This window comes from Erythrobacter sp. YT30, from assembly GCF_001542875.1.
GTDB lineage: Bacteria > Pseudomonadota > Alphaproteobacteria > Sphingomonadales > Sphingomonadaceae > Erythrobacter.
Genome location: NZ_LMAF01000002.1, coordinates 1,426,758 through 1,441,128 on the forward strand (window position 1 = coordinate 1,426,758; position 14,371 = coordinate 1,441,128).

At 58.1% G+C, this 14,371-nt stretch carries 14 protein-coding genes; 5 read left to right on the top strand and 9 right to left on the bottom strand.

Annotated elements, in window-relative coordinates; all coding sequences use genetic code 11:
* The first annotated feature begins 135 nt into the window (after nucleotides 1-135).
* Nucleotides 136-1,041 carry a LytTR family DNA-binding domain-containing protein gene (locus tag AUC45_RS11535; RefSeq protein ID WP_233998726.1) on the top strand — a complete coding sequence of 302 codons (906 nt, stop codon included), beginning with the start codon at nucleotides 136-138 and terminating at the stop codon, nucleotides 1,039-1,041.
* Between the two features lie 3 nt (nucleotides 1,042-1,044).
* Here the strand turns inward: AUC45_RS11535 and AUC45_RS11540 are convergent, their stop codons facing one another.
* Together AUC45_RS11540 and AUC45_RS11545 are read right to left on the bottom strand one after the other, a co-directional pair.
* Nucleotides 1,045-1,581 (bottom strand): hypothetical protein, encoded by a 537-nt coding sequence (locus tag AUC45_RS11540; RefSeq protein ID WP_067602615.1) that lies wholly within the window; start codon nucleotides 1,579-1,581, stop codon nucleotides 1,045-1,047.
* A 43-nt stretch (nucleotides 1,582-1,624) separates the two neighbouring features.
* Nucleotides 1,625-2,299, bottom strand: a complete 675-nt coding sequence (locus AUC45_RS11545) for a hypothetical protein (RefSeq protein ID WP_067602618.1) — start codon at nucleotides 2,297-2,299, stop codon at nucleotides 1,625-1,627.
* Nucleotides 2,300-2,382: 83 nt separating this feature from the next.
* On the opposite strand from AUC45_RS11545, the gene AUC45_RS11550 reads away from it, so the two are divergent.
* Nucleotides 2,383-2,850 carry a hypothetical protein gene (locus AUC45_RS11550; RefSeq protein ID WP_197409555.1) on the top strand — a complete coding sequence of 156 codons (468 nt, stop codon included), beginning with the start codon at nucleotides 2,383-2,385 and terminating at the stop codon, nucleotides 2,848-2,850.
* A gap of 83 nt (nucleotides 2,851-2,933) precedes the next feature.
* On the opposite strand, the gene AUC45_RS11555 is transcribed toward AUC45_RS11550, so the two are convergent.
* The 6 genes from AUC45_RS11555 to aroC form a co-directional block, all read right to left on the bottom strand.
* On the bottom strand, nucleotides 2,934-3,593 hold the full coding sequence (locus AUC45_RS11555; RefSeq protein WP_067602621.1) for a hypothetical protein: 660 nt from the start codon (nucleotides 3,591-3,593) through the stop codon (nucleotides 2,934-2,936).
* A 10-nt stretch (nucleotides 3,594-3,603) separates the two neighbouring features.
* Nucleotides 3,604-3,969 (bottom strand): MarR family winged helix-turn-helix transcriptional regulator, encoded by a 366-nt coding sequence (locus tag AUC45_RS11560; protein WP_197409556.1) that lies wholly within the window; start codon nucleotides 3,967-3,969, stop codon nucleotides 3,604-3,606.
* Nucleotides 3,970-4,120: 151 nt separating this feature from the next.
* Nucleotides 4,121-6,322 (bottom strand): catalase/peroxidase HPI, encoded by a 2,202-nt coding sequence (gene katG / locus AUC45_RS11565; RefSeq protein WP_067602623.1) that lies wholly within the window; start codon nucleotides 6,320-6,322, stop codon nucleotides 4,121-4,123.
* Between the two features lie 264 nt (nucleotides 6,323-6,586).
* Nucleotides 6,587-8,188 (bottom strand): alkyl hydroperoxide reductase subunit F, encoded by a 1,602-nt coding sequence (gene ahpF, locus AUC45_RS11570; protein WP_067602626.1) that lies wholly within the window; start codon nucleotides 8,186-8,188, stop codon nucleotides 6,587-6,589.
* Between the two features lie 179 nt (nucleotides 8,189-8,367).
* Entirely contained in the window at nucleotides 8,368-8,934 is a 567-nt protein-coding gene (gene ahpC / locus AUC45_RS11575) for an alkyl hydroperoxide reductase subunit C (protein ID WP_067602630.1), read from the bottom strand.
* 235 nt (nucleotides 8,935-9,169) lie between these two features.
* Nucleotides 9,170-10,240 (bottom strand): chorismate synthase, encoded by a 1,071-nt coding sequence (gene aroC, locus AUC45_RS11580; RefSeq protein WP_067602633.1) that lies wholly within the window; start codon nucleotides 10,238-10,240, stop codon nucleotides 9,170-9,172.
* A 252-nt stretch (nucleotides 10,241-10,492) separates the two neighbouring features.
* On the opposite strand from aroC, the gene ruvA reads away from it, so the two are divergent.
* From ruvA to ruvB, 3 genes are read left to right on the top strand one after another with little or no spacing between them, the layout of a single operon-like run.
* Nucleotides 10,493-11,101, top strand: a complete 609-nt coding sequence (gene ruvA, locus AUC45_RS11585) for a Holliday junction branch migration protein RuvA (protein WP_067602636.1) — start codon at nucleotides 10,493-10,495, stop codon at nucleotides 11,099-11,101.
* On the top strand, nucleotides 11,101-11,574 hold the full coding sequence (locus AUC45_RS11590; protein ID WP_067602639.1) for a hypothetical protein: 474 nt from the start codon (nucleotides 11,101-11,103) through the stop codon (nucleotides 11,572-11,574). The genes ruvA and AUC45_RS11590 overlap by 1 nt, the downstream gene beginning before the upstream one ends.
* Complete coding sequence (gene ruvB / locus AUC45_RS11595; protein WP_067602642.1) at nucleotides 11,571-12,620, top strand: Holliday junction branch migration DNA helicase RuvB; 1,050 nt, start codon at nucleotides 11,571-11,573, stop codon at nucleotides 12,618-12,620. Before AUC45_RS11590 ends, ruvB begins: the two co-directional genes overlap by 4 nt.
* Before the next feature lie 592 nt (nucleotides 12,621-13,212).
* Here the strand turns inward: ruvB and AUC45_RS15895 are convergent.
* Nucleotides 13,213-14,307: a hypothetical protein gene (locus AUC45_RS15895; protein WP_197409557.1), complete on the bottom strand. Its 1,095-nt coding sequence runs from the start codon at nucleotides 14,305-14,307 to the stop codon at nucleotides 13,213-13,215.
* Between the last annotated feature and the right edge of the window lie 64 nt (nucleotides 14,308-14,371).

Consider the following 14,371-nt stretch of genomic DNA (forward strand, 5'->3'; position numbering starts at 1 on the left):
GTTCGTGTTTGCTGAAACCCACATTGCCGCCGCCCCATTCGCGGGCAATCTGGTCTACGCCGCCGGGCACCCATCTTCGCGAAGTGGCGCCAAAACCCGCCGATTTACGAGGGTTTGCCACTTTACGAAGCGCGAATGGGCAGGCAATTAGTCGGAATGGGAAACGAGCACGGCAACAAATCAGGCGAATTGACTGCCCATGATTACGGCGGGCCGAAAAAGCTCAGCCGGCGCGCTAGTTTCTGGCGTAGCACGATCACCGATCTTGGCATTATGACGGTGATCGGCGTGTTTCTGGCAGTGATCGGACCTTTCGGATCAATTGAGTATCCTTTCGCCGTCCGCCTTATCACCTGGCTGATTTTTTCGTATCTCGGCTACGCGATCTATTCGCCCATGGGCTATTTCGTGGACCGTGCGCACGAAGCGCTTGATCTGCCCAAATCGCCGCTCTGGCTTGCAGCGGCGCTTATTGCGACCGTGCCAATGACGATCCTCGTCTACTTTGTGCAATTTGCGCCAAACTGGCCTCCAACGCCTTCTCCAGAAGAAGCTTTGAAGAGCTATTTCTATGTGTTCGTGATTGGCGGCGGGGTGACACTGCTGTTCAACTTTATCGGCCCGAGAGCGAACGCATCGCGAGAGACTGTAGCACCGGCGGCTGTCCCTTCCATGCCCGTTGCTGACCCAGAACCTCAACCAGTCGCGCCCCAGCCTGAAACCTCAACCTCCAATCCACTCCTCGATCAACTGCCTGCAGAATTAGGCAGCGATGTCATCGCGCTTGAGATGGAGGACCATTATGTCCGTGTGCACACCGCACTGGGTTCAGAACTCGTGCTGATGCGACTGCGCGACGCGATCGCGCATTTGTCCGAGATTGACGGGCGCCAAGTCCATCGCAGCTGGTGGGTGGCGCGCGGAGCGGTTGAAGATGTGGAGCGCGATGGCCGCAATGTCCGCCTGAAGCTCGCCTGTGACATCGAAGCCCCGGTAAGCCGAGCGCAAGTGAGCGAATTGAAAGAGGCTGGCTGGATTTGACCGTTACGGCTGCGGCCAATCAGCAGGCAACGGAATGCGTGCCTCGCGATCGAGAATGACGTCCAAAGCCGTACCCTCTTCGATGACGGCTGACTTGCCCTTTACAAAGAAGACGAAGCCCAATGTCGCGGTTGTGACCGCGGTTGCCAAAGCCGTCTGATCCTTGCCCGCATCGCCCAAGGGACCGGACACGCGAACCGGGCCGTCTGGAAGATCAAGGTAAAGCATCCGCACTGCCAGCCTTCCGCCGCGACCCATAAAGCCATTTTCCTGAGCGCGGGTGATTTCACCCACCGCTGGGCTGCCGGCAGAGACGATCACCGCACCTTCGTGAGTGATGCTATCGCGCAAGGTCAGTTGAATGAGGTCGCCGCGTTTGACCTTCTTGCTCGAAAGAGTCTCAGCCAATGTGAAACCGATCCGCGTGTTCGCGGGGATGATAAGACGATTGTCGCGGACCTCTCGCGGTGCAGCAGGCACAGCCGTCTGGGTTTGCTCATCACCGGCCTGTTGCGCTGTGAGTGGATGAGCAGCGCACATCGCCCAAATAACGGACAAGGCCAGACAAGATCGGGCCTTATGCCTAGTTGGCAACGGCTTGCTCTGCTGAAATTGGCGCAGATGCTGTCTCGATCTGAGCTTGCGCTCCTGCAACTGGCTCTACCGGGTCATCGCCACCAAAGCTCACATCTTCCGCGATGAAAGCCGTCATCTTTTCGCCCGCCTTCAGCTTTGCGTTGTTTCCCTTGGCAAAAAGGCCAAGCGGTCCTGCGGCCAGAACACCCAGGATCGTCTCACCCTTGCCAGACTTGCCTTCGGACTGTGTCTCTCCATCAAGCGGAATTTCGAGGCCGTCATATTCGATGTAGAGCAGGCGCGCAGACAGCTTGCCGCTTTTGCCGACATTGCCGCTCTTTTCCGCGCTCAGCAACTCGCCCCATGCAAAGGCTCCCACCGGAATAACTTCGCGGCCATCGACCAGTACAGGCTCATTCACGCGAAGGCGAAAGCGGTGGCCGGGCTGGTGATCCTTCGTTGAAACTTCGGTGAGGACCATAAGGCGCACAGGCGTATCGCGCGGTATGTCGATTATGGGTTTGACGGGTGGCGGCGGAACTGACGCGGGTGGATCAGGCGCTTCCGCCAATTCGCCTGCTTGCTCGATTTGCTCCTCAGCGCTCAGATCAGGACTCACATCCTGTTCCAATTGTCCCGCAGGCTCTCCCTGCATTGCCAGCATCAGCAAGGCTTCGATCATATCCCCATCCCCCTATATGGCTCTTGTCTATCGCCTGCGACTTGCATTACAAGCTTCAAGTCATTGTGACGGAGGGGTAATTAATGAAACGACTGGTTTTGTCCGCGGCCGCTTTGGGCCTCGCGGCTGCTATGCCGCTTGGTGCGGCGATGGCTGATGATCATGGCGAGCATGCCGTGGTGAACGAGGAAATGGGCGTGCCTGTTTTCCCGTATGACATCACTGATAAACCTTACCGCATTGTGGGGCCGGTCTCAGCCGGCGTGCGCAAGGCGACGATTTTCAGCAAAGAGCCATCGCAGCAGAAGATCTACAACGAGGTTTGGGAACGCGGCGAAAAGATGGGCGCCGATGCGGTTGTCAACGTGACCTATGGCGAGAGCAAGGTCAGCCTAGATAGCTGGGGCAAGACGCGCGCTTTGGGCTTTGCGATCAAATTTCTGACCGAAGAAGAAATCGCTGCTGGCGTCGAAGCGGAAACGGCGCCTGCGCCGGAAACCTACGACAAGGAAATGTTCAAAGGCGCGAACAAGAAGCCGAAGAAGAAGTAAGTCTACCTTGTCTTTGGTTTGAAACGAATGAAAAGGCCGCTGGATCGTTCCGGCGGCCTTTTCGTTACGGTGTCTGCCAAGAGTTAGCCATTCCGCTGCTTAAGCATCAGGTGAAACGCTGCGATATGTGAAGCGCCTGAAAGCGGCACACCGATAAGCGGGATAAGAGCGATCGGCAGGTGCGCGATGGTGCTCATCGTTGGGACGGCGAGCAATTGCAGCGTCAACCCGGTCCCGACTGCGACCACGAAATCAGCAAAACCGACCACATGGAATGCAACGATACGGCGGGTCGTCACGGGCAAAAGGATCAGTGCGGCGGCAAGCACTCCTGCGAGCATGTCGCCCCAGCCCGCCAGATTGACGAACAGGCCGGGCAGCCAACCCTGCGATCCGTAGTAGAGGAATGCTGCCGCAGCGAACACGCGCCAGACATGGAAAGTCGCGAGGCCATAGGGGCCAAGACGCTCGACAAATGCTCGGATCGACGGGACAGTTAAATACGCGATCACCAGAGACGCCATTGCGGCGACAACTGTCATCGCGACGAAAGCGGGATGGCTGTTTGCATAGATGCCCGTCGCAGAAAGCATGATCGCTGCAATCGAATAAAGGCCGAAGCCGATGCCTAAGAGCCACCCTCCCTTATTCGCCTTGGGATGCTCAACACGATGATCGTTTCTGTATAGTGCATATGCATCTATTTCGATCTGAGATGGGCTCGGTGCAGTATGGTTGCTCATCGTTCTTCTCCTAGATTGAGCTTTGGACAGATTGCCAGAGTGGAATTGCGCGCTCCAGCAGTTCGCTCCCTGAAGATGTCAGGGTGACGCGTTTGCTGCGGCTGTCGTCAGGATCGTTCGCCAATTCGATCAGTGTCCGCCGCTCAAGTGGGCGCAGCGCGCGGGACATCGTGGTGCGATCCATGGCGAGATAGTCCGCCAGTTCGTGAATTGCCGGATTTCCCGCGTGACCGACTGCTACGAGTATCGAAAACTGACCTCCAGTGAGCTCCAGAGGTGCAAACGCTGCTTCGTACAAAGCAGTCAGGCGGCGAGCGCGCGAACGAGCAGCTTGCATGTGGCAAGAGGAGACGATGGTGGCGAGATCAGTAGTCATGGAAATGCATATAGATGCATATACACTTAAATTCAACCGCATAATCGCATCGCTCAAAACAAAGCCCCCGGCACGCATAACGCACCGGGGGCAATTGCGACCCTGACCTCAAGGGGTCAGTCAGGGCTCAGGGGGCAGGGGGTCCTGGGTCTTAGGCATGATACTTCGCGTAAGCGACGTCGAAGCGGTCATTGTCCATGACCTTGGTCCATGCCGCGACAAAGTCTGCAACGAACTTCGCTTCATTGCCGTTTTCCGCATAGACTTCGGCCACTGCGCGAAGTTGCGAATTGGAGCCGAAGACGAGATCCGCACGCGTGGCGCGGTATTTTTCTGCGCCGCTCTTGCGATCAGTGCCGACATATTCCTCATCGCCTGACCCATCGACCGGAGCCCACTTGGTGCCCATGTCGAGAAGGTTGGTGAAGAAGTCCGGCGTCAGCTGGCCCACACGATCGGTGAACACGCCATGCTTGGTATTACCAGCATTGGCACCAAGAGCACGCATACCGCCGACCAGTACGGTCATTTCCGGCATGGAGAGGCCGAGCAAATGTGCCTTGTCGATCAGCATTTCTTCAGTGCGCACGTCCGCTTTCGTTTTGAGGTAATTGCGGAAACCATCAGCAAATGGCTCCAGCGGCTCAAAACTGGCAGCATCGGTGTGCTCATCGCCCGCATCGCCGCGTCCTCCGGTGAACGGCACTGCGATAGAATGGCCGGCGTCACTGGCGGCTTTTTCCACCGCAGCGTTACCGGCAAGCACGATCGCATCGGCCATCGAGATATCCCCGCGCAGTTCGTCAATTTTGGCCAAAACTTTGTCGAGCTCTTCCGGATCGTTCGCTTTCCAGTCCTTTTGCGGAGCAAGGCGCACGCGCGCACCATTGGCACCGCCGCGGTGGTCTGAATTGCGATAGGTCGAAGCCGAAGCCCAGGCCGCTTTGACGAGTTCAGAAACGGTAAGGCCGCTGTCCAAGATGGCCGATTTGAATGCGGAGGCCGCGCTATCGGAAGGCGCGCCGCCTTCTGGAACAGGATCCATCCAGATCAGCGTTTCTTCAGGCACTTCCGGGCCGAGATAGCGGACTTTCGGACCCATATCGCGGTGGCACAGCTTGAACCATGCGCGCGCGAATGCATCGTCGAGCTGTTCTGGGTGCTTAAGGAAACGCTCGGAAATTACGCGGTAATCCGGATCCATTTTAAGCGCCATATCAGCTGTGGTCATCATCGTGCGGACCTTCTTAGAAGGATCGCGCGCGTCTGGTGCCATGTCTTCGGGATCAGGATTGATCGGCGTCCACATTTTCGCGCCAGCCGGGCTTTCGACCAATTCAAAATCGTATTTGAACAGGATGCGGAAGTAGTCATGGCTCCACGAAGTCGGATTGTTCGACCAGCTGCCTTCAATGCCTGAAGTGGTGATATTGCCTTTGGCAATTTCGTCTTCGTCGTTGAGCCAGCCAAAGCCTTGCAATTCGAGGACTTCGCTTTCAGGACTATCGCCAAACGTATCGGCGGGGTGTGCGCCATGCGCTTTACCGAAAGCGTGGCCGCCAGCGGTCAAAGCGACTGTTTCTTCGTCATTCATCGCCATCCGGGCAAAGGTTTCGCGCATGTCGCGGCCCGATGCGAGCGGATCAGGATCGCCGCCGGGGCCCTCTGGGTTCACGTAGATTAGACCCATCTGGATTGCAGCGAGCGGGTTTTCGAGCGCTTTGCCTTCATCGGGGATGATGCGCGTTTCAACGCCTTCATTCACCCATTGCTCTTCAGTGCCCCAGTATACGCTTTCAGGCTCAAAAACATCGGCACGGCCGCCGCCAAATCCGAAGACCGGGCCGCCCATGCTCTCAATCGCGACATTGCCAGCAAGGATGAAGAGGTCGGCCCAGCTGATGTGCTTGCCGTATTTCTGCTTTACCGGCCAAAGAAGGCGCCGCGCTTTGTCGAGGTTGCCGTTGTCCGGCCAGGAATTGAGCGGTGCGAAACGCTGCTGGCCGCTCCCGCCACCACCGCGCCCATCGCCCGTGCGGTAAGTACCCGCAGCGTGCCACGCCATGCGGATGAAGAACGGGCCGTAGTGGCCATAATCGGCTGGCCACCAATCCTGGCTGTCCGTCATCAGCGCGGTAAGGTCAGCTTTCAGCGCTTTGTAATCGATTGCGTTGAAAGCTTCGGCATAATCAAAGTCTTCGCCGAATGGATTGGCGCTGCGGCCGCCTTCCATCAGAATGCGAAGCTCCATTGCTTCGGGCCACCAATCGCGATTGGTGCGCCCAAACAGCCCGCGAATTTCAGCATCGCCGTGGAACGGGCAGCCACTCATATCACCGGTCTTCACATCCATTGTCTCAGTCTCCTCTCAAAAGCCCCTGCGCGGGACTCGCATAAACTCGATTAATGGCAACAGGATGATAGATGTCGTCTTATCAGTCCAATCGATTAATCTGGGGAGTTTGATTTACTGGATCGATTGAATGGGCGGTGACTTAGTCTTTCCCTGTGGGATGGGAGACAGATCGGGTTCTGGCGCCCCAACGCAAAAAGCCCCCGCATCAGCGGAGGCTTCTCACTTTTAATCCTGGTGACCAGTTCGAAGGCGGGAAAAGCGTCAGGCCGCTTGCGCGATATCCTCAACCGCCTCGTTGCGGATCAGGTAATCAAATGCGCCCAATGCGGCTTTTGATCCTTCGCCCATCGCGACGACGATTTGCTTGTGCGGCACCGTGGTCGCATCGCCTGCGGCAAAGATGCCCGGCAGATTGGTCGTACCTTCTTCATCGATCACGATCTCGCCGTACTTCGACAGCTCAAGACCCGTTTCGGTGAGCCATTCTGTGTTCGGCACAAGGCCGATTTGGATGAAGACACCTTCAAGTTCAATTCGGCGCTCTTCTGCCGTATCGCGGTCTTTCACGACCAGCCCGTTGCAGCGTTTGCCATCACCTGTGATCTCGGTCGTCTGACCGTTGGTGATGATATCGACATTGGACATGGAGCGCAGCTTTGCCTGAAGCACTTCATCTGCGCGCAGCTTGGTATCGAATTCAATCAGCGTCACATGGCCAACAATCTTTGCAAGATCGATCGCCGCTTCGACGCCTGAATTGCCGCCGCCGATGACGGCAACGCGTTTTCCTTTGAACAAAGGACCATCGCAGTGGGGGCAGTAGGCAACGCCCTTGTTGCGGTATTCCGCCTCACCGGGAACGCCGAGATTTTTCCAGCGCGCGCCTGTCGACAGGATAAGGGATCGCGCCTTTAGCGTCGCGCCATTGGCAAAGGTGACCTCGTGCATGCCGCCCGCCTCGCTGGCTGGCTTCAGCTGCGTCGCGCGGGCCAGATCCATCAGATCGATCTCGTATTCGCCGATCTGTTTTTTGAGATCATCGGCGAGTTTCGGCCCTTCGGTGTAAACCGTGCCGGGTAGATTCTCCACGCCGAGCGTATCCATCAGCTGGCCGCCAAATCGTTCGGCTGCAATGCCTGTGCGAAAGCCCTTGCGCGCCGTGTAGACGGCCGATGCTGCACCTGCCGGACCGCCGCCGATAACGAGCACTTCGAAGGGTTCTTTGGCAGACAATTTCTCTGCTGCTTTCTCATCCGCGCCGCTATCCAGTTTGGCGAGAATTTCAGCGAGCTCGATCTTGCCGTTGTAGAAGCTCTCGCCATTGAGGAATGTCGCCGGGACAGCAAGGATGTCGCGGTTTTCAACCTCATCCTGAAACGTCCCGCCCTCAATAAGGGTTGCGGTGATGCGCGGGTTTTCAAGCGCCATCAGAGTTAGCGCTTGCACCACATCGGGGCAGTTGTGGCAGGTGAGCGAGAAGAACATTTCAAACTCGAGATCGGTCTCGAGTGAGCGCACTTGCTCAATCAAGTCCGCATCCACTTTGGGCGGATGGCCACCGGCCCACAGCAAAGCGAGCACCAGTGAAGTAAACTCGTGCCCCATCGGAAGCCCGGCAAACCGCACCCATTTTTGTGGATCGGATGCCCGGCGAATAACAAAGCTTGGGCGACGACCGCCCGCAATCTGATCATCGCCGTCAAAATGAGCGGAAACCATGTCGTGAAGGTCGGCGATCTCGGTGAGGAGTTCGCGCGTCTGCTCAGACTTGGCGCTATCATCAAGCGCCGCGACAAGCTCAATCGGCTCGCGCAGATTGGCGAGATATTGCTTCAGCTGGTTCTGCATATTGGCGTCGAGCATGACGAACTCCGTCGAAAAATCAGATCAGTTGGAATTAGTAAGGCCCGAACCGCTTCGACAGGGGGGAGGGGGGTGAAGCGGTTCGGGCCGGATTATGTCCGAGCAGGCCCAATTGTGGGGTGGGCCCGGACACGGAGCGGCACAATGGTGGAGGGAAATGCGCCGCCCAAAGGCATCGGTTAAATCTTGCCGACGAGATCAAGCGAAGGTGCCAGCGTGTCGGCGCCTTCTTCCCATGCGGCTGGGCAGACTTGACCGGGGTTCGCGCGTACATATTGTGCGGCTTTGATCTTGCGGGTCAGTTCGTTTGCGTTGCGGCCCACGCCTTCGCAAGTGATTTCCATGATCTGGATCACACCATCGGGATCGACAACAAAGGTCGCACGGTCAGCAAGGCCCATCTCTTCACGCAGAACGCCGAACTGCTTCGACAGTGTGTGGAGCTGATCGCCAAGGAATGGGAATTTCAGCTTGCCGATTTTCTCAGAACTGTCGTGCCATGCCTTGTGGCTGAAATGCGTGTCGGTGCTGACAGCATAGACTTCTACGCCCATATCCTGAAGCATGGCGTATTTTTCCCCCATATCCTCAAGCTCGGTCGGGCAGACGAATGTCCAGTCGGCTGGATAGAAGAAGAAGACAGCCCACTTGCCTTCGATGTCCTTCTCTGTAACGTCGAAGAAGTCCTGGCCGGCCTGAAAAGCGGTCGCTTTGAACGGTTGGATGGTTGATCCGATAATGCCCATGATTTGGTATTCCTCCTAAACGGATTTGGTGGGTTGAAGTGCCTGTTTCATAAAAGAACTCGACACGCGAAATAGGGATTGTTGCGGCGCATCAAAATTGATTTGTGCGATTGCGAAGATCGATAATTTCAATGGTAGAAACGGGAACCGGAAAGGATTGTTCCGAAAGCGATTCAAGCTATGGCTTGCAGTAGTGGATTTCAGCCTGACTGCCCGCGTTTCGTGGGCGCAATTCCTAGCCCATCTGCCCGCGATGCAGCAGTTTGTGATCTGCCAAAACCAGCGCCATCATCGCTTCGACCACGGGTGCGCCTCTGATGCCGACGCACGGATCGTGGCGGCCTTTGGTGCGCACCTCGGTGGCTTCGCCGTCCGATGTGATCGAAGGGACCGGCGTAAGGATGGAGGAGGTTGGCTTGAAGGCTGTTCTCACCACCACCGGTTGCCCGGTTGAGATGCCGCCGGCGGTGCCGCCCGCGTGATTGCTGGCATAAACCGGTTGGCCATCGTCGCCCGGGCTCATCGCATCGGCGTTTTCTTCGCCGGTGAGCCTTGCGGCTTTAAAGCCAGCGCCGATCTCCACGCCCTTGGTCGCGTTGATCGTCATCATGGCTGCGGCCAAATCGCTGTCGAGTTTCGCATAGACCGGCGCGCCCCATCCGGCTGGCACGCCAGTTGCCACGCATTCGACCACCGCCCCCAATGAGCTGCCAGCCTTGCGCGCGGCATCGACCTTTTCTTCCCAACGCTTGGCCGCGGCTGCATCAGGGCAGAAGAAGGGATTGCGAGTAATCTCGTCCGTGTAGAAGTTCGCGGGATCGATTGCATCGCCGCCCAATTCGCAGACATAGGCGGTGACGGTCACCTCTGGGATGATCGCCCGCGCCACTGCGCCCGCAGCGACGCGCGCCGCGGTTTCTCTCGCGCTCGACCGCCCGCCGCCGCGGTAATCGCGGATGCCGTACTTCGCGTCATAGGCGTAGTCAGCGTGGCCGGGGCGATAGCTTTTGGCGATTTCGGAATAGTCTTTGGAACGCTGATCGGTATTCTCGATCATCAAGTGAATGGGCGTGCCCGTCGTCGTATCCTCAAATACACCAGAGAGGATTTTGACCTGATCAGCCTCCTGCCGCTGGGTTGTGAATTTGCTCTGCCCCGGACGGCGAGCGTCGAGGAATGGCTGGATTTGCTCTGCGGTGAGAGCAAGGCCGGGAGGGCACCCGTCGACCACCACTCCAAGCCCCGGCCCATGGCTCTCGCCCCAAGTGGTAAAGCGCAGCGCGCGTCCGAATGTGTTCCAGCTCATGGGAAATGCCTTACCGAAAAGTGCGCAAGTGTCGAGACTTGGTCGTGGAGCACGGCTGCGCAGCGTTTTTTGTTTGCGGAACTCTCCAGGCCACCCGCTCCCTCCACCCTTCCACCCGGATCGTAATCCGGTGTGATAATCCGGGTGGAAGGGTGGAGGGAGCGGGTGGCCGAGGCAAAGCAGCGTGAACACGCTGCGCAAAACAAAGACTCCCCACTAGAATTACCCCGCTGCTTACGCCAAGAACATATCATGATCGCAAAGCTATCGGGCAGACTGGACGAGACGGGTGAGGACTGGGCCATCGTGGATGTGCAGGGAGTGGGCTATCTGGTCCATTGCTCGGCGCGAACGCTGTCAGCGCTCGGCGATGTGGGTGAGGCCTGCACTATCCACACCGATTTGCAGGTGTCCGAGAACGATATGCGCCTGCTCGGTTTTGCGATGAGCGCAGAGCGCGACTGGTTCCGCCTGTTGACGCAGGTGCAGGGTGTTGGGAGCAAAGTGGGCCTTGCGATCCTTTCGGCGCTTTCAACGGGAGAACTGCGCGATGCCTGCGCCGCTGGCGATGCGGCCAGCGTTGCGCGCGCCAATGGCGTCGGGCCAAAGCTGGCCGGGCGGATCGTCAATGAACTGAAAGACAAGGCAGGCGCGCTTCCGGGAGGCGGTCTCGCGGGCGTGCCAGCAGGCGCGATCTCGGCAGCGGGGGGAGCGAGCGCAGATGCGGTGAGCGCTCTTGAAAATCTGGGTTTCAAACCCGCGATTGCCGCCCAAGCCGTCGCCCGCGCCACCGCCGAATTGGGCGAAGACGCAGCCGAGGGCGACCTGATCCGCGTGGCGCTGAAAAAGGCGGCTGGGTGATGGAGATGGACGACATCGCGAAGGCAAGGGCGGCAGCCAAAGAGCATGCTGATTATCATCAAGAAATCGCAGACTTTTATCGTGAGCAAGGAGCTTCACTTGATAAATGGCTGCTTGCGACTGAACTGTCAGTTTGTGGCGGCGCAATTATTGCTTTGTTAAATGCCGAAGGCGTGAACGATGTCTCCCGTTTCTATGCCGCCGCATGGTTTTTTGGAGGTCTCATTTGGTCGATCGGCATTGGAGGGTTGCGGGTTAAGTCTACATACGACTCGGCTTTGTTGCATTTAAAAGCCGCTCGGGCCTTTACTAGGTTCTCAAAAAATGGAGCTCAGCGAGAGCTCGATAGTACGTTTGACGACGAGCCTGATACAGTTCCTAGCTTTGCAGAAAAAACGCAATTGTTGCTGCGACCCGTTCCAGTCGTTTGCATCATAGTCGGCGCATTAATTACACTTGAGGGATTCCAATGAATGATCCCGCCCCCTTACATGGTCCCGACCGGCAAGCTGGCGATCCCGACACCGCGCTGCGCCCTAAATCCCTCACCGAATTTATCGGTCAGGAAGCTGCCCGCGACAATCTGCGCGTTTTCATCGAAAGCGCCAAAGCTCGGGGCGAGGCGATGGATCACACGCTGTTCTTCGGGCCTCCAGGCCTTGGCAAAACGACACTTGCCCAGATTGTCGCTGCTGAACTCGGCGTCGGGTTTCGCGCCACTTCCGGTCCCGTCATTGCGAAGGCAGGCGATCTTGCGGCGCTCCTCACCAATCTTGAGCCGCATGACGTGCTGTTCATTGATGAGATTCACCGTCTCAATCCCGTGGTTGAGGAAGTGCTCTATCCCGCGATGGAAGACCGCGCGCTCGATATCATTATCGGTGAAGGGCCCTCGGCACGCAGCGTTCGGATCGACTTGCCGCCTTTCACACTCATCGGGGCGACCACGCGGCAGGGGCTGCTCACCACGCCTTTGCGCGACCGGTTCGGCATTCCTGTTCGCCTGCAATTCTACACTCACGATGAGCTCGATCAGGTGGTGACGCGCGGGGCGCGGCTGCTCGGCATGGCAATTGACGAGACCGGCGCGCGCGAGATTGCGCGCCGATCACGCGGGACGCCGCGCGTCGCAGGCCGACTGCTGAGAAGAGTCAGAGATTTCGCGCAGGTCGCCAAGGCCGAGACTATTACTCGAACCATTGCTGATGACGCGCTCACCCGGCTCGAGATTGACCGACTTGGCCTTGACGCGATGGATCGCAAATACCTCACCATGATTGCGAGCACTTATAAGGGCGGCCCGGTTGGCGTTGAAACACTGGCGGCTGGCCTTGCTGAACCGCGTGATACGGTGGAGGATGTGGTCGAACCTTACCTGATCCAGTTGGGGCTGTTGGCGCGCACCGCGCGCGGGCGAATGCTCAACGATGCGGGGTGGGAACATCTGGAAATGGCGCCCCCTGCACGCCCCTCCCAAGGTTCAGCGCAGTCCACTCCGGGCCTCTTCGACGATTCGTAAAGTAGGCGCGCAACGCGCGATTGGCCGCTGTTCGGGGCTAACAGATAGCTAACCAATTGGTCTCAAATCGGGACAGTCAGGTGCTAAATCGCGGTAATTCGGCGGTTTGAGGCAGAAGCGACTGGCTAAATATGGTTAAACTTATTGCAGTGTGATGCGCGGGAAGGGCATTACAGGGTTGCAAGGGGCAGGGGTGCGGGTTCGCTGCATGATGTCTTCACACGCAAGCAAGGTCTAAAGCTATGTCGTTCAAACTGGCTGCTGCAAAGCTATCCGCTGCTGTCGCAGGTGTCGCTCTGGTCCAGGGCGGGGCTGTTCGAGTGGCCGAGCCGTTGAACACTGACGATCCCGATTACACAACCAATCTGGATGTGCCGCGCGATGGGACCAAGCTGCAGCCGCTCCCGAATGAACCTCGCTATATCAAGACGCGCGAACGTGTCATCCCTGAGCAGCGTCGCCGCATTATTGAGCGCACCGTCGAATGCGAGCCGCTGCCACCCGGCGTGGTCGCCGCTTCGGCTCCGCTACCCGCAGGCGCGACCCAGGCGTATTACGATCCGATTGAATGCCCACCGATTGCGCAGATAGCCTATGCGCCGGCTCCGCTGCCTCCGATTGCCCCTGTCCAAGGTGGCGGCGGGTTTGGCGCAGCGCCCGTTGTCGTCGGTGGCGGCGGCGGATTTAGTGGTTTTGGAGGCGGCTTTCTGGGCGGCTTCTTCGGCGGTGGCGGATCGTCATCGGGCGATGTGACCGTCAACAACTTCCTCGATGGGGAGCAAGTCGCGAGCTCTGGCGGGACAACGTCGACCACCACGAGTGGCGGCGAGCCCGGCGATGGCATCAATATCAACATCGATATCGATAACTCGACATCCACCGGTGCAGTATCGACGTCCACCGGTGCGGTCTCCACTTCAACCGGGACAGTTTCATCGAGCACAGGTGAAGTCTCCACATCGACGGGTTCGGTCTCGTCGAGCACCGGCGCAGTCAGCACGAGCACCAGCACGAGTTCCGGTAACGTATCCTCTTCAACAGGTGCGGTGACGTCGAGTACCGGCGCTGTTTCAAGCTCGAGTTCATCGTCTTCATCCAGCTCCAGTTCTTCATCGAGCAGCAGTTCATCCTCGTCCTCGAGTTCTTCGAGCGGCGGCGGCAATACGAGCACGTCGGGAGGGGACTCGAGCTCGTCGGGTGGCGATTCCAGCTCCTCAGGTGGGGATTCGAGCTCGTCAGGTGGCGATTCCAGTTCTTCAGGGGGCGATTCCAGCTCTTCGGGCGGCGATAGCAGTTCATCGAGCGGCGGTTCTTCCAGCTCAGGCGGTTCATCCAGTTCTGGTGGATCCAGTTCGTCGGGCGGATCAAGCTCTGGTGATATGACGAGCAGCACCAGCTCCTCATCAAGCTCAAGCAGCACGTCGAGCTCGTCTTCTTCAAGCGGATCGTCAAGCGGCGGCTCGAGTTCCGGCAGCAGCACTAGCGGCGGTTCAAGCACGTCCGGCGGATCCAGCTCCGGCGCGACGTCGAGTTCGTCTTCGTCCAGCTCTTCAAGTTCGAGCAGTTCTTCGAGCTCGGGCGGTACGACCACCACATCGAGTGGCGGCACAGATGTTCCGGCACCGCCCATGATGATCCTATTTGGTGCAGCCGCAGCAGCCATCCTTGGCCGCAGAAAATTCGGCATCAAACAAGGCAGTGACGGCGCGGCCGCTTAACCTGAGGCGATAGAAACAAGAAGGGCTGCTCTC

Excerpts from the sequence above, each read along its gene's own strand:
- AUC45_RS11535 (WP_233998726.1), top strand. The coding sequence starts at position 136 with ATGGGCAGGCAATTAGTCGGAATGGGAAACGAGCACGGCAACAAATCA.
- AUC45_RS11540 (WP_067602615.1), bottom strand. The coding sequence starts at position 1,581 with ATGTGCGCTGCTCATCCACTCACAGCGCAACAGGCCGGTGATGAGCAA.
- AUC45_RS11545 (WP_067602618.1), bottom strand. The coding sequence starts at position 2,299 with ATGATCGAAGCCTTGCTGATGCTGGCAATGCAGGGAGAGCCTGCGGGA.
- AUC45_RS11550 (WP_197409555.1), top strand. The coding sequence starts at position 2,383 with ATGAAACGACTGGTTTTGTCCGCGGCCGCTTTGGGCCTCGCGGCTGCT.
- AUC45_RS11555 (WP_067602621.1), bottom strand. The coding sequence starts at position 3,593 with ATGAGCAACCATACTGCACCGAGCCCATCTCAGATCGAAATAGATGCA.
- AUC45_RS11560 (WP_197409556.1), bottom strand. The coding sequence starts at position 3,969 with ATGACTACTGATCTCGCCACCATCGTCTCCTCTTGCCACATGCAAGCT.
- katG (WP_067602623.1), bottom strand. The coding sequence starts at position 6,322 with ATGGATGTGAAGACCGGTGATATGAGTGGCTGCCCGTTCCACGGCGAT.
- ahpF (WP_067602626.1), bottom strand. The coding sequence starts at position 8,188 with ATGCTCGACGCCAATATGCAGAACCAGCTGAAGCAATATCTCGCCAAT.
- ahpC (WP_067602630.1), bottom strand. The coding sequence starts at position 8,934 with ATGGGCATTATCGGATCAACCATCCAACCGTTCAAAGCGACCGCTTTT.
- aroC (WP_067602633.1), bottom strand. The coding sequence starts at position 10,240 with ATGAGCTGGAACACATTCGGACGCGCGCTGCGCTTTACCACTTGGGGC.
- ruvA (WP_067602636.1), top strand. The coding sequence starts at position 10,493 with ATGATCGCAAAGCTATCGGGCAGACTGGACGAGACGGGTGAGGACTGG.
- AUC45_RS11590 (WP_067602639.1), top strand. The coding sequence starts at position 11,101 with ATGGAGATGGACGACATCGCGAAGGCAAGGGCGGCAGCCAAAGAGCAT.
- ruvB (WP_067602642.1), top strand. The coding sequence starts at position 11,571 with ATGAATGATCCCGCCCCCTTACATGGTCCCGACCGGCAAGCTGGCGAT.
- AUC45_RS15895 (WP_197409557.1), bottom strand. The coding sequence starts at position 14,307 with ATGCCGAATTTTCTGCGGCCAAGGATGGCTGCTGCGGCTGCACCAAAT.